Origin of the sequence: Chitinophaga ginsengisegetis (assembly GCF_900168065.1) — a bacterium.
GTDB lineage: Bacteria > Bacteroidota > Bacteroidia > Chitinophagales > Chitinophagaceae > Chitinophaga > Chitinophaga ginsengisegetis.
The window spans coordinates 2211081-2236090 of record NZ_FUZZ01000001.1; the positions used below are offsets into that span (position 1 = coordinate 2211081).

Consider the following 25010-nt stretch of genomic DNA (forward strand, 5'->3'; position numbering starts at 1 on the left):
TGCTGATTTAGATAGAATTTTTAACCTGGTGCCAGATCATTGTCTGGTTACCAAAAATTTTGCTGAATCCTCTTACGTCATCTCCGCTCCAGCCGGTGTTCATTTCACCGTATTTACCAAACTTGCTGCTCATCAGGTCGTAAGGGGAGTTGATACCGGTAACCTGGAAACGGTAAGGCATAAGGGTAACAAATACTTCGCCGGAAACATTTTCCTGGGTGTTTTGCAGGAAGGCTTCGATGTCGCGCATAACCGGGTCCATGATCTGGCCTTCATGCATGTAGTTACCATAAAACTGGGCCAGTTGATCTTTCCAGCTCAGCTGCCATTTTGTTAACACATGTTTTTCCAGTGCGTGGTGCGCTTTGATGATCACCATCGGCGCAGCGGCTTCAAATCCTACACGTCCTTTGATACCGATGATGGTATCGCCTACGTGGATATCGCGGCCAATGGCAAAAGGACCGGCGATGGTTTGTAAATATTGAATAGCTTCAGATGGATGACCAAAAGTTTTGTCGTTCACACCAGTAAGCTCACCTTTTTCAAAAGTTAATTTCACCTGCTCTTCTCCCTGCTTTGTGAGCTGGGTAGGCCATGCCGCTTCAGGCAGCATACCGTTGGAGGTGAGTGTTTCTTTTCCGCCAACAGAAGTTCCCCACATACCTTTGTTGATAGAGTACATGGCTTTTTCAAAGTTCACTTCTACTCCTTTGGATCTGAGGTAGGAGATCTCTTCTTCGCGGCTCAGTTTCAGATCACGGATCGGGGTAATGATTTCCACGCCGGGGATCATGATATGGAACACCATATCAAAACGCACCTGGTCGTTACCGGCGCCGGTGCTGCCGTGCGCTACTGCGTCGGCTCCTACTTCCTTCACATATTCCGCGATGGCCAGTGCCTGGCTCATGCGCTCTGCACTTACGCTCAGTGGGTAGGTATTATTTTTCAGTACATTACCGAAGATGAGGTATTTGATCACACCATCATAATAAGAACGTATTGCATTAACAGTTTTATGACTTTTAACGCCCAGGCTGTAAGCGCGCTTTTCTATTTCCTGCAGTTCTTCTTCAGAAAAACCGCCAGTGTTTACAATCACTGAATGCACTTCATATCCTTTTTCTTCGGTCAGATATTTAACGCAATAGGAAGTATCAAGTCCTCCGCTAAATCCCAGTACTACTTTTTTCATTATGACATCTTTTTTTATAAATCCAGATAACAATATTGATGATCCTGTAGTCAGAACAGGAAAAATTTCTTTTTAGATCCGGTGGCGCCACCTTCTTTTTTGCTTTTCAGCAAAACAAATCTTTTAAAACGTAACCATCGCTCGTAGAGCTTTATGTTTCCTTTAAATCTGCGGCGGCGTCTGGCGTGGTGCATGTGACCGCTGGCGCTCACGGATAATTGTGGCTGCGGTTGTGGTTCAGGAACCGGCGCTTTGTCGGCCATTGCTTTTTCTTCTGCTTCCTTCAGTTTTTCCAGCGGGTTGTACAGCATGGCCGTGCACAGGCAGTTCTTCCTTTCTTTAGCAGTGAGGATATCAAAGTTCACGCAGCTTCTGCAGCCTTTCCAGAACTCTTCATCATCGGTGAGTTCAGAATAGGTTACCGGCTCGTATCCGAGTTCGGAGTTGATTTTCATTACTGCGAGGCCGGTGGTTAAACCGAAGATCTTGGCATCCGGGTATTTCTCTCTCGACAGTTCGAATATTCTCTTTTTGATCGATTTAGCCACACCGTGGCCTCTGAAGGCGGGATTAACGATCAGACCCGAATTCGCCACAAATTTCTCATGACCCCAGGCTTCAATATAGCAGAAGCCTACCCATTCGCCCTTATCGGTAACAGCAATTACCGCTTTGCCTTCGTTCATTTTCAGCTCTACATAGTCAGGGGAACGCTTCGCAATGCCGGTTCCTCTTGCTTTTGCAGATGATTCCATCTCGTCTGTGATGGTATTTGAATAGTGAATATCGTCAGGAGTGGCTACCCTAACGATGATATGTTGATTTTCCAACTTTTTAAATTGAAATCGTGAATCAATAAACTAACTTGAAATTCCATTGCTGGAAAGGTTCACCGGAGGATTGGGGAATCACGGTGCGATAGCGGCCATATTCAGACAAGCGCTATCAAATTCTAGGTCGTCGGGAAAGAAATCTAAAGACATTGAACCCAACAGAATATACCCCCTCGGTTAAAGCGGGATGATATGCAGAAATGTTGGTATGAGTTGCGGTTTTTTCCAACTTCAGTTCAGCGTTAAATTGTTATAAATATTGTCTTTAGTTTAGATTATCGGCAAAGTTATAACAATATCCTTTTAAATAGTCGAATTTTTTTTGAGTTGAGAAGAATTTTAACAAACGCGGATGTTGTCTTTCCCGGGATTACACTGATTGAGCTGATTTGGTTAATTATATATTGTGATTTTTATGCTGATAATTAGCCAATTATGCTGATTTTAAAGAAAATTGGGGAGATAAAAATGGAACATCCATTTCTATCTCCCCAAATCATTTAAAATCCAAAAAGTAAAATCAAAGTAATCAGTATAATCAGCCGAATCCTGAGAAAGACAAACTTCGCTCTCAGCGGGTAATCACGCCTAACTCGGCAATGGCCGCCTGCGGCTGCTTTTCATCTGCCGGCGAAGTAGCCACAAAGCGGATGTAGCGGGCGCTGGTCTTTTTGAAAGCCACCGTTTGCTGCACCGGGTTGTTTTTGATATTGGCAAACTGACCGCTGGCTACCGGGCTGCCCCAGTTTTTACCGTCGGTGCTGGTGTAAAACTCGTAGCCGTAAATGATGCCTTCGCCAACCGGAGGAGTGTACGTAAATCCTTTCAGGGAAAGGGTTTCGCCCAGATCCACCTGCAACTCATGCGGATATCCTTTATTGCCTGCCACATAAACAGTAGTATTGCTGCCATCTATGGCTTTAGCAGGGTCATTGTCTTTGGCCGCAGCCTCCGGGGAAATTACTTTCCATTTGGCAGCAGCGATATCAAAGGTGGTGGTAACTGTTTCGCTGGCAGTTTTGCCGTTATCCAGGAACGCTTTGGCGCGTACTACGCCGCCCCGGGGCAGGTTGATAACAGTAGTTTCTGCAGATATATACTTCGGCGACTTCACAGTAGGTTCGCTGCCATCCAGGGTGTAGTGAATATCAGGATCGCCGGATTCGCTGTGGATCCATACTTTTCCGTCGGCGGTACGGCCAATCTGCGGCAAAGTAAGTAACCCCGGCGCTTTATACAGCTGCACTTCACTGATCACCGGCGCCGCCTTTGCATCCAGGATATTGATACGCACCTGTGTGGTGGTGTAATCCTTCAAACGCAAAATACGCTTGTGACCAATGGTGGTTTCGCTGGCAATCTGCTTCCAGGCGCCCTGTTCCAGCACTTCTACATTGAAGGCTTTCACACGCTGACCCAGCGCAATGTATTCCTGCAGCACCAGCCTGTTAAAGGTAACCGGCTGTTTATAGGTAAGCGTGATGGTAGTAGTGGTGGCATCGTCGGTAGTGGCCCAGTAAGTGGTGTTGGTGCCATCATTCAGGTTAGACACCTTTACAGCTTTATTGTTGCTGCGGGTGTTGGTGGCAGTTACTACTGCACGTTTTGCCAGGTTGTTTTTGAAAGACGCATCCAGCACACGGCGCAGCTCCATCAGGCGGGTAGAGTCGTTCGGATGGATAAGACCATCCCGGTCTACCGGCACATTGAGGATCAGGTTACCGTTGCGGCCCACGGAGCCGTAGTAAATATCGAGCAACGAGGACACAGATTTTACCTTATCGTTTGTTTCGGGGCTGTAAAACCATCCTGGCCGGATAGATACGTCGCATTCTGCGGGGATCCATTGTTCGCCATCCTCATTACCTTCATTGAGTGACTTGGTAGCCGGACCATTTGCGCCCGGTGCAAAGCCTTTTACATTCAGTGTACTCCAGTTGGTAGTGCCGGCAATACCGTTCTCATTACCCACCCAGCGGCAGCCCGGTCCCACATCACTAAAGATCACGGCATTGGGCTGATTTTTATAGACTACGCTGTGGAACAGGTTCCAGTCGTACGGCTGCTTGATATTACCGCCATTGGCGCCATCGAACCACTGTTCAAATACGGGACCGTAGCTGGAAAGCACTTCATTAAGTGTATTGGCAAACACCCGGTTATAACCAGGCTTCCCGTACTCAGGATGGTTGCGGTCCCACGGAGAGAGGTACACGCCAAACTTCAGACCGTACTCCTTACAGGCGGCCGACAGTTCGGCCAGCACATCGCCTTTACCATCTTTCCAGGCGCTTTCACGCACAGTATGGGTACTGTATTTGCTGGGCCAGAGGCAGAAGCCATCATGGTGTTTGGCGGTGATCACAATTCCTTTCATACCGGCCGCTTTGGCGGTACGCGCCCACTGACGGGCATCCAGATGGGTAGGATTGAATACTTTCGGATCTTCATCGCCATGTCCCCATTCTTTGTTGGTGAAGGTGTTGGGTCCAAAATGAATGAACATGTAATATTCCATGTCATTCCAGGATACCTGCGCTTTGGAAGGCAGGGCGCCGTAAGGTTTGATCTCCTGGGCCATTGCCATATTGAAGCCGAGCAGCCCCGCGAGGAGTAACGTGTTTTTCTTCATTGCCTGAAATAAAAGTTACGGATTACGATGTGAGCGAAGATATAGCAGATAATCAGAACCCTTCAATCTCAAATTCCCTATTATTAATTCAATTTTAGCTTAAACCGGCCCCAAAGGTTTAGTTAACCGTAGGGAAATACCATCATAAGAAAAGCCCTGAACAATAAACTATCCTGGGATCTGCCCAGGTATAATTATACTCTGTCTATAAAAAAGATGGTGATGATTCATAGATAACCCGTATCTCTACAGGTACGGGTTATCTACGGCTTATATACGGCTCATATACGGCTTATCTACGGGTTATCCCTAAATGGCGCCTGCAAAAACCCACCCCTTGATATGCTTTTGACATGCCTTTGAGGTGGACTTGATACGCTTTCCCTCATCTGTAGAGGGCAGGATAAGTGGTGATAACCCGCCGTTTATCACAAAAATGTAAGATTATTCTATGGTGGGTTGGTTTAGATAAATCAATTTTTATAAATTTAGTCCCTCCTAAGACGTATAATGTATACGCTGATAAACTTTGAACAATGAATAAAAATCCACTGCATCGCAGAAGTTTTCTGAAAAACACGGTAGCAGCTGGCGTAGGACTTTCTATGCTCGGCTCTTCTGCCAAATTATTTGCCAACGAAAAGAAACCAAAAGTTAGAATCGGTCTGATAGGTGTTGGCGCCCGCGGACTCGGTCACCTGAATTTCTGTCTCCATCGTGAAGACGCAGAAGTTGTTGCTTTCGCGGATCCTGATACCACCTACACCCTCCCAAAGGTACGGGCCATGATCGAAAAGGTATACGGCGGCAAAAGAAAAGTAGCTGAATACACGAACGGTCCGGAAGATTTCCGCAACATGCTGAAACGTGACGACATTGATGCGGTGATCATTGCCACTCCGTGGGAATGGCATTCTATCATGGCGGTAGCCTGTATGAAAGCAGGTAAAACACCGGCGGTGGAAGTTTGTGGTGCATCAGATATCCAGGAATGCTGGGAACTGGTAAATACCAGTGAAGAAACCGGTATCCCTGTATTTGGTATGGAAAACGTGTGTTACCGCAGGGATGTGATGGCCGTACTGAACATGGTACGCCAGGGTTTATTTGGTGAGCTGATCCACCTGCAGGGTGGTTACCAGCACGACCTTCGTGGCGTTAAGTTTAATAACGGCAAGCAGTATTACGGCGGTGGTGTGGAATTCGGAGAAAAAGCACTGTCTGAAGCCAAGTGGAGAACTGCCCACTCTGTATACCGCAACGGTGATCTGTATCCTTCGCACGGCCTGGGTCCGGTCAACAACTACATCAATATTAACCGTGGTAACCGCTTGTTGTCGCTGACATCTGTGGCTACCAAATCCCGTGGTTTACATAAATACATTGTGGATAACGGCGGTGAAAACCATCCAAATGCGAAAGTAGAATTCAAACTGGGCGATATCGTGTCTACCCTGATCAAAACCAACAATGGTGAAACGATCATGCTGTCGCACGATACCAACTCTCCGCGGCCTTACTCACTGAACTTCCGTGTGCAGGGTACCAATGGTTTGTGGATGGATGACCAGGAATCTATTTACGTAGAAAAGAAAAGTAAACACGACGAGTGGGAAAAGACCGGCGACTTTAAAGACCCCAACAGCTACTTTGGCAAATACGACCACCCATTGTGGAAAAAGTATGCCAACGATGCTGCAGGCGCGGGTCATGGCGGTATGGACTGGTTTGTACTCAACTCTTTCCTCGAGTGTATCAAACGTGGTGCGCCCTATCCGCTGGATGTTTACGACATGGCTACCTGGTATGCTATCACTCCGCTGAGTGAGCAATCCGTAGCAGAAAGCGGCAGCGTGCAGTTCATTCCGGACTTCACCCGTGGCCGCTGGATGAACAGAAAGCCAATCTTCGCACTGGACGATCAGTACTAATAATTATCATTGTCAGCTAATAAAAAAGGCAGCGGAAAATTCCGCTGCCTTTTCTTTATGTCGTTTATTTATCAGTCGATAATGGAAACCCCTTCTTCAATAATGGTTACATATACTTCCGGTTCCTTACCATATTGATCCAGGTAGCGGGATTTAATGAAGGATACATATTCCTCTACTTTATCCGCTTTTACGAGGTTGATGGTACAACCGCCAAAACCTCCGCCCATTACGCGGGCGCCGGCTACTTCTTTTCTCTCCCTGGCCAGTGATACGAGGAAGTCCAGTTCCGGGCAGCTTACTTCATAGAGTTTGCTCAGTCCTTCGTGGGTGGCATACATCAGTTCACCGAACTGTTGCAGGTCGCCTTTTTTCAGCAGTGCGGTAGCATCCTGTACCCGTTGTATTTCAGCGATCACGTAATTACAGCGGTCGTATACTTTGGAAGAAAGCTGTGCGCGAACTTCGTTGAGCATGTTCATATCTGCGTCCCGCAGGGATTTCACGGCGGGGTGATTTGCCTGGATGGCCTTAACACCTTCCTCGCACTGCTGCCTGCGTACATTGTATTCAGAAGAAGCGAGGGAGTGATGAACCATAGAATTACACAGTACTATTTTGTAATCGGGGAAATTGAAAGGGAAATATTCAAATTCCAGGCTGCGGCCGTCGAGGCGCATTACCTGGTCTTTTTTACCATGCAGGTTTGCAAACTGGTCCATGATGCCGCATTTTACACCCGGGAAGGTATGTTCTGCTTTCTGACCGATGAGGGCCATTTGCATGCGATCCAGCCCATATGCGAAGATATGATCCAGAGCGGCAACAAGACCTCCTTCCACAGCGGCGGAAGAAGACATGCCTGCGCCTACGGGGATATCGCCGGCCAGTACACAGTCGAAGCCCTGTACGGGCAGCCCGCGTTCCTGCAGTTGATACACTACTCCCATGAGATAGTTGATCCATCCGGGAGTTGGTTTTACCTCTTCCAGGCTGAACGACACCGTTTCATTGGTAAAAACGGCATGTACATTACATTGCTGTGTATTGTTGAGCGCGATGGCATATACAATTTTCTTATCGATAGCTGCGGGTAAAACAAAACCATCATTATAATCTGTATGTTCACCGATCAGGTTGATGCGTCCGGGGGAAACGACCATCAGTGGCTCTTTTTCAAATAAGTGGATAAACTGCTCCCTGGTTTCTTGTATCATTAAAAGATTATTAAACGTAAAATTTACACCTAAAAATATAAAAATGATTGAGAATAAAAAAAGGTTGTTCTGAAAATCAGAACAACCTTTCAAAAAATATCAGGAGTAGTTAATTCTTGCCTACTTTATCGCCTACCAGGGCATAAAACAGGATGTACAGGTAGCAGGGCACCATGCAGTACAGGAATGCGTGTCTGAAATCGATGCTGCTGCTGTAGAGGAAGCTGAACATGCTGTGCTGGTCAAACATACCGCTGTAGATCTGCGGGATTACGCCACCACCGGCGATACCCATTACCAGTAAGGCGGAGCCTATTTTGGTGAAGCGGCCCAGTCCGTCGATAGCCATTGGGAAAATGGCGGGCCACATGAGCGCATTGGCCAGTCCGAGTAAAGCGATAAACGTTACCGCGGAGAAGCCGGTAGCGAAATAGGCGGCTACGGTAAACAGTACGCCCAGTATAGCGGAGATCTGTAATCCTTTTTTACCGGAGAGGTATTTCGGGATGGTAGCAATACCTATTACATAACCTGCCAGCATAGCTATCAGGGTAAAGGTGGTGAAGTACTTGGTATCGTCCACACTCATGCCGAGGGCTTTTCCGTACTGACCGATCACGTCGCCGGCCATTACTTCCACGCCTACATAAACAAAGATACAGAGCACGCCCAATACCAGCTGAGGGAACTGGAATACGCTCGTTTTACCGGTGGTAGCTGCAGCGGTGGCTGCATCTTCCGTATTCGTATCAATTTCCGGTAAAGAAGAACGTTTCAGGAGAAACGCCAGTATGGTTAATATGATGGCGATAGCTACATAGGGCCCGATTACGCGGGAGGCCAGGCTATCGAGTAAAGCATTTTTCTGTACCGCGTCTACCGCAGCAGCAATATCTTTTTCCAGCTTGTCGGCTCCTTTCAGTACAATAGAGCTGAGGATCAGCGGTGCCAGGGCGCCTGCACTTTTATTACAGATACCGAGGATACTGATACGCTTGGCCGCACTTTCCTTTGGCCCGATGATACTGGCGTAAGGGTTGGAAGCGGTTTGCAGCAATGATAATCCGGCGCCCTGGATGAACAGGCCGGTGAGGAACATAGCGAAGCTGCGTGCGTTGGCGGCAGGTATAAACACCAGGGAGCCAATGGCTATGATGAGGAGTCCTAAGGCCATCCCGTTCTTGAAACCTGTTTTGTTCAGGATAAAGGAAGAAGGAATGGAGAGGAAGAAATAGGCCATATAAAAGGCCATAGTTACCAGCAGCGCCTGGGATACGTTCAGTTCACATACGATCTGGAAAAACTGGATCAGTGTTCCATTGAGCCAGGTAACAAACCCGAATACGAAAAACAATATGCCGATAATGGCCATTGATTGCGCATACCCGGCCTGTTTGGGAGGGACATTCATTGTTACTGTTTGGTTGGACATAAGCTGTCAGAATTATTTTTTTTGATAAGCACGAACATAATTAAACTTCTCCTATATTTCTTGTATATTTCGCAATTATTTTTGCTAAAACGTTTTACCCAATCACTAAATTGCAAGAATATTTTGACTTTTTAAAAAATTTTAAAAAAATAATTATACATTTAACCGGCAAAATTTCACCGTAACTTAACACGTTTATGATTCAGCAATCAAAACAAAACGCACAAAGCACCCATCCTTCGTTCTTTGTGCTTATTCTGGTTTTCTTTTTCTGGGGATTTCTGGCTGCATCCAACAGTATCTTTATCCCGTTTTGCAAATCTCACTTTAACCTCACCCAGCTGGAGTCTCAGCTTATCGACTTCTCTTTTTACAGTGCCTATTTTATAGGTTCGCTGATCCTGTACCTGGCTTCCACCGCAAGAAAAGTGGACATCCTCAACAAGATCGGGTACAAGAAGGGTATTATTTACGGGTTGCTGATTTCCGTGCTTGGCTCGGTAATTATGATTCCATGTGTGAATAAGGAGAAGATTGTTCCTATCAAAGAAACGATTGCTGACATCAGCGGTTTCCAGGTAGAACAACAGTTGCAGACTTCCGACAGGCAGGTGAAGATCCGCCGTGAGAAAAATCCGGATACCTATTCCCTCCTGATCAGCAGTAATGAATCCGCTGAAAAGTACACCACAAATCCGCAGTTAATTTCCGCAGTTTCCGGAGGCTTTACAAAAGATGAGGAGCATAAACAGTATGCTGCCACCTTTACGAAAGCTAACCTGGAAAAAATAGTAACTGTACTGGATACTGACTATAAACAAACCGTTACGTTTGGATATTTTGCCCTTATCCTCATGGCCTTATTTATAGTGGCCTTAGGATTTTCACTGCAGCAAACCGCTGCCAATCCATTTGCAATTTTACTGGGAGATCCTGCCAAAGGTACTCACCGCCTGAACCTGGCGGGAGGTGTTAACTCCTTTGGTACTACCATCGGACCTATTATCGTGAGCATGTTGCTGTTTGGTAATATTAAAGGTGGCGAAGTAAGTACGGATATCAGCAAAATCAATACTTTATATTTCCTTCTCATCGGACTGTTCCTCGTTGCTGCTGCTATTTTTGCTTTTGTGAAGATGCCGGAAAGTCAGGATACAGAAGGTTTTGAATCTTCTCCCAAAGCTACCAGGTCGTTACTGGCTATCACATTTATGTTTGTGTTGATCCTCATGGGGCTGATACTGAAATTTGAGTTGCCGATGTTCATTGCGGGTATTGTGGGTATTATCGGTATCCTCTTTTATACCAAAATGGCATCTGCCAGCAACAGTGAAGGCTGGGGCGCGATGAAATATCCGCAGCTGATCCTGGGTATGCTGGCTATCTTTATTTATGTGGGCGTGGAAGTATCCATTGCCAGTAACCTCGGCGCATTGCTGAAGCATCCTGGTTTCCTGACCGTAAAAGGTTTGGCAGAATCAGAACTGGATCCGTATGTATCCCTGTTCTGGGGAAGTATGATGATTGGCCGCTGGACCGGCGCCATCAGCGTATTCAACGTATCTAAAACCACCCGTAATATTCTCTGTGTAGTTGTTCCTTTTGTAGCTTATGGTGTTATTCTCGGCGCCAACAGCATCAAGGGCAATGATATCAGTGTTTTATATCCATATGCTATCTGTATAGTGGTGCAGATCATTGGCTTCTTTGCCGGCCAGGACAAACCTGCCAAAACCCTTACCATCTTTGGTTTGCTGGGTGTTGGTTCTGTTCTGATCGGATTATTTACCACCGGTCAGCTGGCTACGTTTGCATTTATCAGCGGCGGATTATTCTGCTCTGTGATGTGGCCAAGCATTTTCGCATTATCAATCGCAGGTCTGGGCAAGTATACTGGCCAGGGCTCTGCGTTCCTGGTAATGATGATCCTCGGTGGCTCTCTCATTCCTCCTGTACAGGGCGGTCTGGCAGACATTGCAAGCATTGGTATCCACGCCTCTTATGTTATTCCGGCGCTGTGCTTTGCTTATCTCGCGTTCTTCGCATTTAGAGTTAAAACCATTTTAAAATCTCAAGGAATTGATTATGAGTCAGCAGTTAGCGGTGGGCATTGATATCGGGGGTACTAACACCAAATTCGGTATTGTAGATCGCAGGGGTAATATTATTGGTGATGGTCGGATGTTGACCAATCAGCATGAAGATGTAAATGGCTTCCTGGACGAATTACATGGACACCTGTCTATCCTCATTAACGAGGCAGGCGGCATTGAAAACATGAAAGGCATTGGTGTAGGCGCTCCCAACGGGAACTACTATACCGGTAATATAGAATATGCGCCAAACCTGCGCTGGAAAGGCGTAGTGCCACTGGCCAGTTTGCTGGAACAGAAATTCGGTTTACCAACCGTACTCACCAACGACGCCAACGCGGCAGCTTTGGGTGAACTGATCTACGGCGCTGCCAGGGGTATGAAAGACTTTATCGTAATCACCCTGGGTACAGGTGTGGGAAGCGGTATTGTGGCCAACGGGCAACTGATTTATGGTCATGATGGTTTTGCCGGCGAACTGGGTCACTGTATTGTGATCCCCGACGGGAGGCTGCATGCCGGTACCGGAGCGCATGGTTCGCTGGAAGCCTATGCTTCTGCCACCGGCGTTACCAATACTGCCATAGAATTCCTGGCTACCCGCCCGGATACGCACAGCATCATGCGGGAGCATACCAAAGAAGAGATCAATTCCAAGCTCATCTACGAAGCCGCCATGAAGGGTGATCCCCTGGCGATGGAAGTATATGAGTTCACCGGTAAGATACTCGGTGCAGCCCTCGCCAATTTCGTGATGTTCTCCAGCCCGGAAGCCATTGTGCTGTTCGGCGGCTTAACCAAAGCCGGAGACCTCATCATGAAACCGGTACGGGAGCATATGGAGAAGAACCTGCTTCCTATTTTCCAGAATAAAGTTAAATTGCTGTTCTCTGAACTGAAAGAAAGCGATGCAGCTATTCTGGGCGCCAGTGCGCTGGCATGGGAAATGAAAGACTAGCTTTCAGCGGAAGCAGAAAAGTATAAAATGCTTTATATGAGTAATAGAAGATCATTCCTGAAAACAGCGGCCCTCAGCGCCGCTGTTTTCTCTTTGGATGGAGTAACGGGAACGCCTGCACGTTCGCAGGGGAAACGCGGCCCCGTAAAAGGAAAGCCGATTGTAGTATCTACCTGGGACTTTGGCCGTGCGGCCAATGCTGCTGCCTGGGAGGTGCTGAAAAAAGGCGGCCGCGCGCTCGACGCTGTGGAAGCCGGCGTAAAGATACCGGAAGCAGATCCCAACAACCACACCGTTGGTTTCTCCGGTTACCCCGACCGTGATGGCCGTGTTACACTCGACGCCTGCATCATGGATGAACATGGCAACTGCGGCTCCGTAGGTGCGCTGGAACACGTGACCCATGCTATTTCAGTAGCCCGCCTGGTGATGGAAAAAACGCCGCATGTAATGCTGGTAGGCGATGGCGCATTGCAGTTTGCACTGGCCAATGGCTTCCAGAAAGAAAACCTGCTGACGCCGGAATCAGAAAAAGCATGGAAAGAGTGGCTGAAAACATCAGAATATAAGCCCATCATCAACATAGAAAACAAATCGTATACACCCTCCAACGGCGCCACTGCGTTTAATCCGCTGATGCTGCCGGGGAATGTATACAACCACGATACAATAGGCATGGTAGCAATGGACGCCGACGGCAACCTGTCGGGCGCCTGCACTACCAGCGGCATGGCCTTTAAGCTGCATGGCCGCCTGGGCGATTCTCCCATCATCGGCGCAGGATTATATGTAGACAATGAAGTGGGCGCTGCTACCAGCACCGGTGTTGGAGAAGAAGTGATCAAAATAGTAGGCAGCCACCTGGTGGTGGAACTGATGCGTCAGGGTTATCCACCGGAAAAGGCATGTAAAGAAGCGGTAGACCGTATTGTGAAAAGAAGTCCTTCCAAAGCAAAAGAAATCCAGGTTGGTTTCCTGGCCCTCAATAAAAAAGGAGAACATGGCGCTTACTGCCTCCAGAAAGGCTTTAGCTATGCTGTGTGCACCAGTGATACCAGCAATATTTTAATTGACGGGAAACATCATTTTTAGCAGGCAGGGATCAGCCGTTATCACTGATCCCTGTACTGGTACCTCATTTCAAAAGCTGTTTTTTATGCCTTTCACCCTCGAAATATGCGCAGGATCAGTAGCATCCTGCATTGCTGCGGAAGAAGGTGGCGCAAACCGGATAGAACTCTGTGACAACCTGCTGGAAGGCGGCACTACGCCCAGCTATGGCACCATTGCGCTGGCCAGGGAAAAAGTAAAAATAGACCTCTACCCTATTATCCGCCCGCGCGGCGGCGATTTCCTTTACTCCGACCTGGAGTTTGAAGTGATGAAACGCGATATTGAGCAAAGCAAACTACTGGGCTGCAACGGTGTGGTAATTGGTATCCTCCTGCCTGATGGCCGGGTGGATAAACAAAGATGCAAAATACTCGTTGACCTGGCGTGGCCAATGGGCGTTACTTTTCACCGCGCCTTTGACATGACAGACAACCCGTTTGAAGCCCTGGAAGATATTATTTCCATTGGTTGCGAACGGATCCTTACTTCCGGCGCACACAATACCGCCCTGGAAGGCGCTTCCCTGCTGAAAGAGCTGGTAGAAAGAGCTAACGACCGCATCGCCATTATGGCCGGTTCCGGCGTTCGTGCCAACAATATTGCACAATTAATTACCGCTACCGGTATTACGGAATATCATACTTCCGCAAAAGGCTATGAAGAAAGCGGGATGACTTATCGCAATCCCAATGTGAGTATGGGTGGCATTCCCGGCGTTCCTGAATATGGCATCTCCGCCACACAGAAAAAAGAAGTAACATTAATCCGTGAAATAGGCGAGAAAACATTACTATCTTAGCCCACGATGTTTAGCTAAAGATTTATTGAAAACCCAGTATTAATTTTACGGGCTAACGCATGTTAGCTTAAAAGTGAACAACGAAATGAAAAAACTGATCATTGTAACAGGTTTGTTGCTTGGCGGATTCTTCGCGCAGGCACAGATCAAAGGGGTAAAGCACGTTATCCTGATAGGCATGGATGGCTTCGGCGCTTACTGTTTTCCGAAAGTGAACAACCCCAATATGAAACAAATGATGCAGGATGGTGCGTGGACTTTACAGGCCCGCAGTGTATTGCCTTCCTCCAGTGCGGTTAACTGGGCCTCCATGGTAATGGGCGCCGGTCCTGAAGTACACGGTTATACAGAATGGGACAGCCGGAAACCTGAACTGCCTTCCCGCGAGCTGGATCAGTATGGCATGTTTCCTTCTATATACACCATTTTACGTGAACAGAAACCAAAGGCAGAGATAGGCGTTATTTATAGCTGGGATGGTATCGGTTATTTGTTTCCCAAAGCAGCGGTAAACAAAGATCTTGGTACACACGACAACGACAGCCTGGCTACTGCGGCATCTGTAGCCTATATCAAAGAAAAGAAACCGGATTTCCTGTTCATCCATTTTGATGAACCCGATGGAACCGGGCATAATATTGGTCATAATATACAGCCTTACTTCGACCAGGTAGCAAAGAATGATGTGTTGCTGGGAAAAATTCTGCAGGCAGTGAAAGATGCAGGGATGTGGGATAATACGATTATCCTGCTGACAGCTGATCATGGCGGTATCAAGAAAGGACATGGCGGCAAAACGATGGAAGAAATGCAGATTCCCTGGATCATCCGTGGCCCTGGTGTGGCAAAAAACAAAGAGATTAAAAGCAGCGTAGTTACCTACGATACTGCTGCAACTCTTGCCTGGATCTTTGGGTTGAAAACACCGCAGGTGTGGACCGGAAGGCCAGTGACGGAAGCGTTCAAATGATATTGATATGAAAAAAATGCTGCTTTTTACGGTGGTATGTTTTGCAGGTAGTGTCCTTTTTGCGCAAACGCAAAAAGTAAAGGTGCTCACCTACAACATTCATCACGGGGAAAACATGAAACAGGTACTGGATCTTCAGGGAATCGCCAATGTAATACTGGCCACCAATCCCGACCTGGTGGCACTGCAGGAAGTAGACAGCGCCACCGGCCGCACCAGTCAAAGTGATCAGCTGAAAGAACTGGCCTCCATCACCGGCATGTACACGTATTTTGCCAAATCAATGGATTTTGACGGCGGCGGTTATGGCACCGGCATCCTTTCCCGTTTTCCCATCAGCAACAATACTACCCTGATGTTACCTTCTGCAAAAGGCAATGAACCCAGGGCTGCCGGCATTGTTACCGTTCGGCTCCCCGGAGACAGCTCCCTGCAGTTTGTAACCACTCACCTGGATGCAGGCAAAAAGGCTACCGACCGCATTGCACAGGCCAACGCACTGGCAGACTATTTCAAGGCAACGGCCACTCCTGTGATTATTGCGGGCGACTTCAACGCCCCGCCTGCTTCAAAGGAAATCAATGTGCTCAAACAGGTATTTGCGGACGCCACCAGCCAGATGGGACCAACCTTTCCTGCTGATTCACCAACAATAAAATTGGACTATATCATGCTTGCTCCCAAACACCGGTGGACGATCACCGGCGCCCGTATCATTGAAGAAACAGTAGCGTCCGATCATCGCCCGGTGTTGTGTGAACTTGAAATGAAATAAGAGAAAAAACAATCCATTATATGACAATGAAAAGAGTAATTCACCTGTGCTTACTGATGGCAGCAGCAGGACTGTGGAGTTGTACCACTCAGCAGCCCGTTGCCCCCAAAGGCAGTGTGAGCATCATTCCTATGCCTGCCAGTGTCAGCGAAACAGCTGATTCTTTTTTACTGGACAAGCAAACGGTGATTGTTGCCAATAATGAAAGCGACAAAAAAACAGCCGCTTTATTTAATGCCTGGCTCAAAGAATTAACCGGGTATGAACTGGCGGTAAAAGAACAGGGAGATAAGAATGCCATCCTGTTACAAACCGGCAATGACACTACTAACGCAGAAGGATATACGCTTACTGCAGATCACAACCACATTACCATCAAAGGCAACAGCGGCGCCGGTACCTTTTATGGCGTACAGACGCTGATCCAGTTACTGCCGGTAGAAAAAGCGCGCGCCATGTTTATACCTGGTGTTAATATTACTGATGCGCCACGTTTCGCTTACCGCGGGCTGCACCTGGATGTGGGCCGCCATTTTTTTTCTGTTGATTTTATAAAGAAATACATCGACCTGATGGCGATGCACAAGATGAATACGTTTCACTGGCACCTGACAGAGGACCAGGGCTGGCGTATTGAAATCAAAAAATACCCGCGCCTGCAGGAAGTGGCTTCCAAAAGAAAAGAAACAATGGCCGGCCGTTATGCCGACAATAAATACGATGGCAAACCTTATGGCGGCTTTTATACACAGGAGCAGGTGAAAGAAGTAGTGCAGTATGCTGCTGATCACTTCATCACGGTGATTCCTGAAATTGAAATGCCGGGGCATTCACTTGCAGCGCTTACCGCGTATCCCAACCTGGGCTGCACCGGTGGCCCGTATGAAGTAGGCACCCGCTGGGGCGTATACGATGATGTATACTGCGCCGGCAACGACAGCGTTTATCTTTTCTTACAGGACGTGCTGGATGAAGTGATGGCGTTGTTCCCGAGCAAGTATATCCACATCGGCGGAGACGAATCTCCCAAAGTACGCTGGGAAAAATGTCCTAAATGCCAGGCGCGTATGAAGCAGGAAGGTTTGAAAGATGAACATGCGTTGCAGAGCTATTTCATTCAGCGGATGGAGAAATACCTGAACAGCAAAGGACGGCAGATCATTGGCTGGGATGAGATCCTGGAAGGCGGCCTGGCTCCCAATGCTACCGTAATGAGCTGGAGAGGCATTGAAGGCGGTATTGCAGCAGCCAAACAAAAGCATGATGTGATAATGACGCCGGGCGAATTCTGCTACTTTGACCACTACCAGTCCAAAGGCTCGAATGAACCACTGGCTATAGGCGGATTCCTGCCGGTGAGCCAGGTGTATTCCTACGAGCCCATTCCGGCGGAACTGAGCAGCGATGAAGCTAAATACATCAAAGGTGCGCAGGCCAACGTATGGACAGAATACATCAACAATACCAATTACCTGGAATACATGGTATACCCGCGTGCAGCCGCATTATCAGAAGTACTGTGGTCGCCAAAGGATAAACGTAACTACGACAGCTTTGTAGACCATTTGAAAGTACATGTAAAAAGGCTGGACCTGAAGAAGGTAAATTATGCCAAACATGTTTTTGAAGTTACCGGCAAAGTAACCGATAATGGCAAAGGCGGCGTGGCTGTAGTACTGAATTCAAAACTGGATGGCGGTAAAATATTTTTCACTACCGATAGTACTGCTCCTACCCCTCAGGCGACTCCTTATACAGCGCCTGTACAAATTACCCGCAGCGGAACGCTCCGTGCGCAGGTATTCCTGGATGGCAAACCTTTTGGCAACGAGTACGATCAAACGTTCCTGTTTCACAAAGGACTGGCTAAAAAGGTAAGCATGGCTTCTGCAGCGGATGCAGCTCACCGCCCTGCCAGCGACTTTACCCTGGTAAATGGCGTGGAAGGCAATGCTGCTTACAACGATAACGAATGGTTTGGCTTTAAAGGAACGGATATGGAAGCAATAGTGGAACTGGACAGTGTACAGGATATTCACCTGGTAGGCATTAATACGATTAATGTGAAGGGCGACTGGATCTACCCACCGAAGCAGGTAGTGTTCTCCGTATCTGACGATGGTAAAAGCTATAAGGAAGTGTACAAACAGAACACTTTTGCACAGCAGGGCATCAATAAGGTAAGAGGCCATTTGCAGGCTGTTCGCGGCCGTTTTGTAAAAGTGCAGATGCAGAACTTTGGTAAGATCCCTGCCGGTGCAGCAGGAGCAGGCAATGGCGCATGGTTGTTTGCAGATGAGTTTATCATAAACTAAAAATCGAAAACCGTCCCGGCAAATGCGGAACGGTTTTCATTTTATGACTCCTACACCAAAATATATGATACGGCCTTCAACCGCTGTGTGCTAAACATATTAACGAGATCAAATATTAAATGGTTTATAACAAGCTAAAGAAATATAATTTAAATATTGCTAAATAATAATGCGCATTAGCAGTAAATTCTTTAATTTTCCGGCTCGTTTTTAAACCGCATCTAATCAAAAACGTTTACAAATGACGATTAATCATCAGGAAATCGAACTGATCGACAGCTTTGAACAAATTGCTGTGGAAATACATCCTTCTGCCAAAGAGGGTTCCAAAGCAGTAGCACAGGAAATTGCCGCGCTGATCCGCGAAAGGCAGGCTGCCGGCCAAAAATGTATTTTAGGATTGGCCACCGGCTCTACTCCTAAATATCTGTACGCAGAATTAGTACGTCTGCACAAAGAAGAAGGACTCAGCTTTAAGAACGTCATCACCTTTAACCTGGATGAATATTATCCTATAGAGCCGGATGCTTTACAGAGCTACAACCGCTTTATGAAAGAACACCTGTTCAATCATGTTGATATCCCTGAAGGTCAGTACAACATTCCGGATGGTACCATTCCAAAGGATCAGATCAAGAAATATTGTGAGGCTTACGACAAACGTATTGAAGAATTAGGCGGTATCGATATCCAGGTGCTGGGTATTGGTAACAACGGCCACATTGGCTTCAACGAACCAGGCGCTAATATCAATTCACACACCCGTCTCGTTACGCTGGACAACAGCACCCGTTTGGCCAATGCGTATGAGTTCCCGAATATGAGCCAGGTGCCCCGTTTGGCTATTACAATGGGCCTTAGCAGCATCTTTAAGGCAAAACGCATCTTACTGATGGCGTGGGGTTCGCATAAATCCAAAATCGTTCGCCGTTCTGTAGAAGGACACAGCACCGACCAGGTACCTGCTTCCCTGCTGCAACAGCATCCTAACTGCAAGTTTATCATTGATGAACAGGCAGCAGCTGAACTGACCCGTTTCAATGAACCGTGGCTCACCGGCGACTGCGAATGGACTCCGGGCCTGATCCGCAAAGCAGTAACCAGCCTGGCGCTGAAACTGAACAAGCCTATCCTGATGCTCACTGACAAGGACTATAACGAAAACGGTTTGAACGACCTGATCGTACAGTATGGTTCTGCCTATGAGCTCAATATCGAAGAGTTTAACGCCATCCGCGATACCATTACCGGCTGGCCTGGTGGCAAGCCTGGTCCACAGTTACCAAACCACCCGGAGCGTTCAGAACCCGCTAAAAAGCGTGCGCTGATCTTCTCCCCGCATCCTGATGATGATATCATTTCTATGGGTGGTACTTTCATCCGCCTGCACGAACAGGGACATGATGTACACGTAGCTTACCAGACTTCCGGCAACATCGCCGTAACAGATGAGTTCCTGCTGCGTTTCATCGACTTTGCCGTAGGTTTTGAAGGTATGTTCGACATCGATAAAAGCAAAAGCTCCCTGATCCTGGATGAAGCAAAAGCATTTATCCGCACCAAGAAGCCAAGCCAGAAAGATACTGCTGAAATCCGCGCTATCAAAGGTTTGATCCGTCGTTGCGAAGCAAAAGCTACCTGTCGTTATGTAGGTATTGCGGAAGAAAACGCCCATTTCATGAACCTGCCTTTCTATGAAACCGGTTTGGTGGAAAAGAAACCAATGGGACCAGAAGATGTGGCGCTGACTGTAGAGCTGCTGCGTAAGCTGAAGCCGCAACAGATCTTCTGCGCCGGTGACCTTGCCGATCCGCATGGAACGCATAAGGTGTGCCTGGACATCATCTTTGCTGCACTGGAAATTGTGAAAACAGAAGACTGGGCCAAAGATTGCTGGGTATGGCTGTATAAAGGCGCATGGCAGGAGTGGGAAATACATGAAATTGAAATGGCTGTTCCCATGAGCCCTGACCAGGTGATGCAGAAGCGTCTTGGTATCTTCATTCACCAGAGTCAGAAGGATGTGGTGCCTTTCCAGGGAACCGATCTCCGCGAATTCTGGCAGCGTGCTGAAGACCGTAACGCCAACACCGCCGACCTGTACGACCGTTTAGGTTTACAGAAGTATGCCGCTATGGAAGCATTTGTACGTTACCATTTTATGTAAATAAATCATAATTTTAGGGGACTGTGATAACCATCGCAGTCCCTTTATTTTTTTATATGAATCTGAGCAGAGCCATAGAAATAGCTACCACCGCCCATAAAGACCAGGTAGACAAATACGGGCAGCCTTATATAGGGCATGTGTTCCGTGTAATGCAAATGGGCCGCACTGAAGACGAAAAGATTGTAGGGGTGCTGCACGATGTGGTAGAAGACACCAGCTGGACCTTTGAAGCCCTTGAACAGGAAGGACTGGCCCCTCACCTGCTGGCCGCTCTTTACTGTGTGACCAAACTGGATGAGGACGAAGACTACGACCACTTTGTGGACCGTACCCTTCAGAACCGTTTGGCCTGTATGGTTAAACTCAACGACCTTACAGACAACATGGATATCAGACGTATGACCGACGTAAAGGAAAAAGATATTGCCCGCCTGAACAAATACCTGCACGCTTACCGCCGGATAGCGGCCGCCGTTATCCAGTAGAATATTTTTTCAACGCCTTCCGATTAAACTATTAAATTACAGTAGAAAACAGAATAGCCATCAATGGAAAACGATATCCTCATTGACTTTAGGTTTGCTGCAAAAGAGAAGCCCAGGTTCGGTGAATTATTCTTAATTACAGGAGAAGAGCATCCTAAATTTCCGGCCAGGAACAAAGCATTCGCACAGCTGGCCCCATTGGGTTTTGAACAACTCGATGATTTTTTTGGTATCCTTAACAGCGAAGAATCAGGCGACGACGTGCTGATATGGCTTTTCCCCATGATCAACGGGGAGGAAGTATTTCATAACAGCGGCCCTTTCGACGCTATCCGGCTATCTTACAGCGCTTTACGCAACGCTCCCGTAACTATCAGTCTCCTCCAGGACTGCTTCAATGCCCTTCAGGCTCTACCCGATGTGGAAGTTGAATTTGAAGGTTCAGTAATCAGCGACTTTGCCCCTGTGCAAAAGAAAGCAGATGAAATTGTGGCCCACTGGCGGGAAAACCACATAGAACCCGGCTCAGAACAAAGTTTGCTGATTGATGATGACGAGGCAGACGATGACTGGGAAGAGGATGAAGACTGGGAGGAAGATGATGAATGGGATGAGGAAGCCAGTGATAAAAAAGAAAAATAACACCTTGAATATAAGCAGGCTTACGGCCTGCTTTTTTAATGCATATATTTTGTAAATTGAGTCCGCTGTATCTAACCTGACTTACGCCAACGGATCATGAAAAAACAAGCCAACAAAAAAGGCGCTACCGCATTATTGCTGGTAGCCACTTTAATACTGGTATTGCTTATTTCCGGTATTCCCTCTGCCCATAAGGCAGATAAGAAGCACTGCACTGCTATCACCGGAGTGGTAAAGGAAATTAAAGCGGGTCCTCCCGGCATTATTATCCATTTGAAGGAAGATCCCAGGATCTATTACATCTCCCGTAAAACCAATACCAGCCTCTCTTTAAAAACACTGGAACACGAACTGACGGGTAAAAACATACAGCTTTATACGGCGCAGGACTGGTCGCCGCTGGACCCGTTTTCCACCATGAAACAGGTTCGCCGCCTGCAGATAGGCGACACCGTTATATTCACGGAATTCTAGGCCTAATCTTTGTGCAGGTGCAGCAGCGGATGGAAGCCGGAGTCCTTCCATTCCCGTAAAACAGTAACTTTCATATGTATCTCAATAAATATTTATCCTGCCTCACACTGGCAGTATTACTGGTATCGTGCAACCTGGATAACAAGCCAGGCAAATACGATAACGAAGAAAACGTTGCAAAAAACAATAAAAAAAATGCTACCGAAACTGCTACCAAACCTGCCCGTAGCAAGGCTCCTATTGTTGGCGAAAGAATTAACGGCGCTGCCACCATACTGAATAATCCCGGCGGAGAACCACTGGTTACCCTGGTAGATTATATCCCCCTGCGTTGTGCGCCGGTGAAAAAGGATTGGTATCCGGTAAGCGTGGATTTTGATATTACGAAAGATGAATTCAGCAAACCCCTTTTTCACAAGGGCCGCAAAATAAAAGTAAATGGCGTGGATGCAGGCGTACTGCAACGCGACATCAAACTGCCCGTAGCCACCAACGGGGAAAAGATGTGGGCTACCATTAACGGCTATACGCAAAAGAAAAGTATCCGTAACGGCACCATCATTGAATCTGCTTTAAGCAGCTACCTGAAACAACATACTGGTCGAAGCGCCGCTGATATGGAACCCTTTATCCACAATTTCAAACTGGAAGAAGAAACCACCCTCAAGCCCTATGTACTGTATTTCAATTATGAAAGCGGTATTGATGATCCCAGCCCGTTGTATCGCCTGGCCCTTGTTTTCCAGGGAAAACAACTCATAGGCGTGCTGCACTCCCGGCCCATTCAACTCGATGGCGGCACTCCGCGCAGGTTGCAACGCGGCTTTACTGTCAACTATCTCAACGGCATCGATAAAAGCCTGAAAGAAGATTTCGCCGTGAAGTTCAACAAGTTCATTCTCTCTGTTGATTAAGTCCATAACTTTTGGTTATCACCTATCACTTATAGACATTTGACTTCCGGGCCTGTGATACGGACCTTTGTAATCCAATTACAAACGTTTCGTGTATGCAACAAGAGAAGACAGCGGCCACCTGGCTACCGGAGAACACGCAGAAAATTATATTCCTCACCGCAGCAGCTATTACGCTGCTGCCGATAGTAACCCCGCCAGTGGCGCTGCTGCTGGGATTCGCCCTGGCGCAAACCAGCGGTAATCCTTTCACCACAGTAACACCACGCATTACCCACTGGCTGCTGCAGCTGTCAATTATAGGAATGGGCTTTGGCATGAATGTGCACAGCGCGCTGAAAGCCGGCAGCGAAGGATTTCTTTTTACAATTGCTGCCATTGCCGGTACCTTACTAACAGGAGCCGTGCTGGGCAAGCTGCTGGGGATTGATAAAAAAACCGCTCATCTTATTTCCTGCGGTACCGCCATCTGCGGCGGCAGTGCCATAGCCGCCATTGCACCAGTGATGAAAGCCGGTGAGAAACAGGTTTCCGTGGCATTGGGCATCATCTTCCTGCTGAATGCACTGGCCCTTTTTATTTTCCCGGCAGTAGGCCACGGGCTGCATTTATCCCAGCAACAGTTTGGTCTGTGGAGCGCCATCGCTATTCATGATACCAGCTCTGTAATAGGCGCCGCCAACAAATATGGTGAAGAGGCGTTGCAAATAGCTACCACCGTGAAACTGTCGCGCGCCCTGTGGATTGTTCCCGTGGCGTTCATTACCACCCTGTTGTTTAAAACAGATGCGGGCAACATCAGGATCCCGTGGTTTATTGCCGTGTTCATCGCTGCCATGCTGCTTAATACCTGGGTACCGTTGTTTCAGCAGGCCGGCCCCTTTCTGGTAAAAAGCGCCAAAACTGGTTTGTCGCTCACCCTGTTCCTGATAGGCACCAATCTCAGCCGCGAGGCGCTGCGTGGAATCGGCCGCAAACCCTTGATCCACGGGGTAATACTATGGGTATTGATCAGTGCCGGAACCTTGCTGGCCATCTGCTGCCTGGCCTGATACCGGGGAAAATCCCGTGATAATCCTATTCTCATTTTTACATATATTTGATCATCGATCATTTGTGATACTCGCATCATTTATCTCAATAACCAAGATGACTACACGTAATTTATGAGCCGGTCTCCTGCTACCAAATCCGGCACTTATATGGCTGCATTCCGGGCAATAGAAAGTACGAAACCTGAGAAAGAGCGCCTGTTGTATGATCCGTTTGCCAGCGCGTTTCTGTCAAGATTCTATCAGATCTTACTGGCGGGTTGCACGATTGCTTTCATCAGGAAAATAGTTACTGCCTGTATACAGTTCCGCTGGCCCGGCAGCTTCACCGCCGCTGTTGCCAGAACAAGGCTGATTGACGACATGATCATTCATGCGGTAAGATCGCAGGGTATTAACCAGGTAATTATTCTCAACGCTACTTTTGATACGAGGGCGCATCGCCTGAATGTTGGTGTACCACTGCATTATGTGGAAATGGATCACCCAACACTTCAGTATACCAAGAAGAAAATACTCTCGGAACTGGTAGGATTACCAACCATTCATGTGGATTATGTGCAGCTGGATCTGAACACGCAACAGATCTCTGAAGTATTCCCGGAACTCTTCTACGGCGCACATTTAAAAACATTGTTCCTCTGGGAAGGAATCACCACCCAACAGGAAGCCAAACAGGCGGAAACAATTTTCCATCATGTCAAAAATTTTAGTCCGGGTACACAGATCATCTTTACCTATGTAGAAAAAGCAGTGCTGGAAAATCCAACCGCATTTTATGGATTTGTGCGTATAAATAAGCTGCTAAGCCGTGCCGGTGAGAACTGGGATTTCGGTATCCGTCCGGCAGAATTGTATGCCTTCCTGGAATTACATCATATGAAACTGCACTATGATGGCGGCGGCGGGGATTACCGCGCAAAATATTTCGGAGAAAAGAGCAAGCAGATGAAAGGCTATGAATATTTAAGAGTAGTAAGAGCAGAAGTGAAATAGCAGCCGTATCT

Annotated in this window: 19 protein-coding genes and 1 pseudogene; 15 read left to right on the top strand and 5 right to left on the bottom strand. The window is 47.5% G+C overall.

Going from position 1 to position 25010, the window contains the following annotated elements:
• Positions 1–7: 7 nt before the first annotated feature.
• From argG to B5Z18_RS08805, 3 genes are all read right to left on the bottom strand, one after another.
• Complete coding sequence (argG, locus tag B5Z18_RS08795; protein ID WP_227024651.1) at positions 8–1198, bottom strand: argininosuccinate synthase; 1191 nt, start codon at positions 1196–1198, stop codon at positions 8–10.
• A 50-nt stretch (positions 1199–1248) separates the two neighbouring features.
• The gene (locus tag B5Z18_RS08800; RefSeq protein ID WP_079468995.1) at positions 1249–2028 is read right to left on the bottom strand and encodes a GNAT family N-acetyltransferase; all 780 of its coding nucleotides are present in this window, start codon (positions 2026–2028) and stop codon (positions 1249–1251) included.
• Positions 2029–2602: 574 nt separating this feature from the next.
• Complete coding sequence (locus B5Z18_RS08805) at positions 2603–4663, bottom strand: alpha-L-fucosidase (RefSeq protein ID WP_079468996.1); 2061 nt, start codon at positions 4661–4663, stop codon at positions 2603–2605.
• A gap of 536 nt (positions 4664–5199) precedes the next feature.
• On the opposite strand from B5Z18_RS08805, the gene B5Z18_RS08810 reads away from it, so the two are divergent.
• On the top strand, positions 5200–6594 hold the full coding sequence (locus tag B5Z18_RS08810; RefSeq protein WP_079468997.1) for a Gfo/Idh/MocA family protein: 1395 nt from the start codon (positions 5200–5202) through the stop codon (positions 6592–6594).
• 71 nt (positions 6595–6665) lie between these two features.
• On the opposite strand, the gene galK is transcribed toward B5Z18_RS08810, so the two are convergent.
• On the bottom strand, positions 6666–7811 hold the full coding sequence (galK, locus tag B5Z18_RS08815) for a galactokinase (protein ID WP_079468998.1): 1146 nt from the start codon (positions 7809–7811) through the stop codon (positions 6666–6668).
• Positions 7812–7920: 109 nt separating this feature from the next.
• Positions 7921–9243, bottom strand: coding sequence for a sugar MFS transporter (locus tag B5Z18_RS08820; protein ID WP_079468999.1), 1323 nt, complete (start codon positions 9241–9243; stop codon positions 7921–7923).
• Positions 9244–9440: 197 nt separating this feature from the next.
• On the opposite strand from B5Z18_RS08820, the gene B5Z18_RS08825 reads away from it, so the two are divergent.
• The 14 genes and pseudogenes from B5Z18_RS08825 (at position 9441) to B5Z18_RS08890 (ending at position 24999) form a co-directional block, all read left to right on the top strand.
• The gene (locus tag B5Z18_RS08825; protein ID WP_200817217.1) at positions 9441–11357 is read left to right on the top strand and encodes an MFS transporter; all 1917 of its coding nucleotides are present in this window, start codon (positions 9441–9443) and stop codon (positions 11355–11357) included.
• Complete coding sequence (locus B5Z18_RS08830; RefSeq protein WP_079469000.1) at positions 11329–12294, top strand: ROK family protein; 966 nt, start codon at positions 11329–11331, stop codon at positions 12292–12294. Before B5Z18_RS08825 ends, B5Z18_RS08830 begins: the two co-directional genes overlap by 29 nt.
• A gap of 36 nt (positions 12295–12330) precedes the next feature.
• Positions 12331–13386 (top strand): glycosylasparaginase, encoded by a 1056-nt coding sequence (locus tag B5Z18_RS08835; RefSeq protein ID WP_079469001.1) that lies wholly within the window; start codon positions 12331–12333, stop codon positions 13384–13386.
• Between the two features lie 64 nt (positions 13387–13450).
• Entirely contained in the window at positions 13451–14206 is a 756-nt protein-coding gene (locus B5Z18_RS08840) for a copper homeostasis protein CutC (RefSeq protein WP_079469002.1), read from the top strand.
• Between the two features lie 85 nt (positions 14207–14291).
• Entirely contained in the window at positions 14292–15176 is an 885-nt protein-coding gene (locus B5Z18_RS08845; protein WP_079469003.1) for an alkaline phosphatase family protein, read from the top strand.
• A 7-nt stretch (positions 15177–15183) separates the two neighbouring features.
• Positions 15184–15951, top strand: a complete 768-nt coding sequence (locus B5Z18_RS08850; protein WP_079469004.1) for an endonuclease/exonuclease/phosphatase family protein — start codon at positions 15184–15186, stop codon at positions 15949–15951.
• 20 nt (positions 15952–15971) lie between these two features.
• Entirely contained in the window at positions 15972–18266 is a 2295-nt protein-coding gene (locus B5Z18_RS08855; RefSeq protein WP_200817218.1) for a beta-N-acetylhexosaminidase, read from the top strand.
• 235 nt (positions 18267–18501) lie between these two features.
• Positions 18502–20433: pseudogene (gene nagB, locus B5Z18_RS08860) on the top strand (glucosamine-6-phosphate deaminase); the annotation flags it as partial.
• 56 nt (positions 20434–20489) lie between these two features.
• Positions 20490–20921: a phosphohydrolase gene (locus B5Z18_RS08865; RefSeq protein WP_079469006.1), complete on the top strand. Its 432-nt coding sequence runs from the start codon at positions 20490–20492 to the stop codon at positions 20919–20921.
• A 63-nt stretch (positions 20922–20984) separates the two neighbouring features.
• Complete coding sequence (locus tag B5Z18_RS08870) at positions 20985–21563, top strand: hypothetical protein (RefSeq protein WP_079469007.1); 579 nt, start codon at positions 20985–20987, stop codon at positions 21561–21563.
• A 96-nt stretch (positions 21564–21659) separates the two neighbouring features.
• Positions 21660–22037: a hypothetical protein gene (locus B5Z18_RS08875; RefSeq protein WP_079469008.1), complete on the top strand. Its 378-nt coding sequence runs from the start codon at positions 21660–21662 to the stop codon at positions 22035–22037.
• Positions 22038–22111: 74 nt separating this feature from the next.
• Complete coding sequence (locus B5Z18_RS08880) at positions 22112–22951, top strand: hypothetical protein (protein ID WP_079469009.1); 840 nt, start codon at positions 22112–22114, stop codon at positions 22949–22951.
• Between the two features lie 95 nt (positions 22952–23046).
• A complete protein-coding gene (locus B5Z18_RS08885) occupies positions 23047–24003 on the top strand; it encodes a YeiH family protein (RefSeq protein WP_079469010.1) in 957 nt (318 codons plus the stop codon).
• Between the two features lie 114 nt (positions 24004–24117).
• The gene (locus tag B5Z18_RS08890; RefSeq protein WP_079469011.1) at positions 24118–24999 is read left to right on the top strand and encodes a class I SAM-dependent methyltransferase; all 882 of its coding nucleotides are present in this window, start codon (positions 24118–24120) and stop codon (positions 24997–24999) included.
• The last annotated feature ends 11 nt before the right edge of the window (positions 25000–25010 follow it).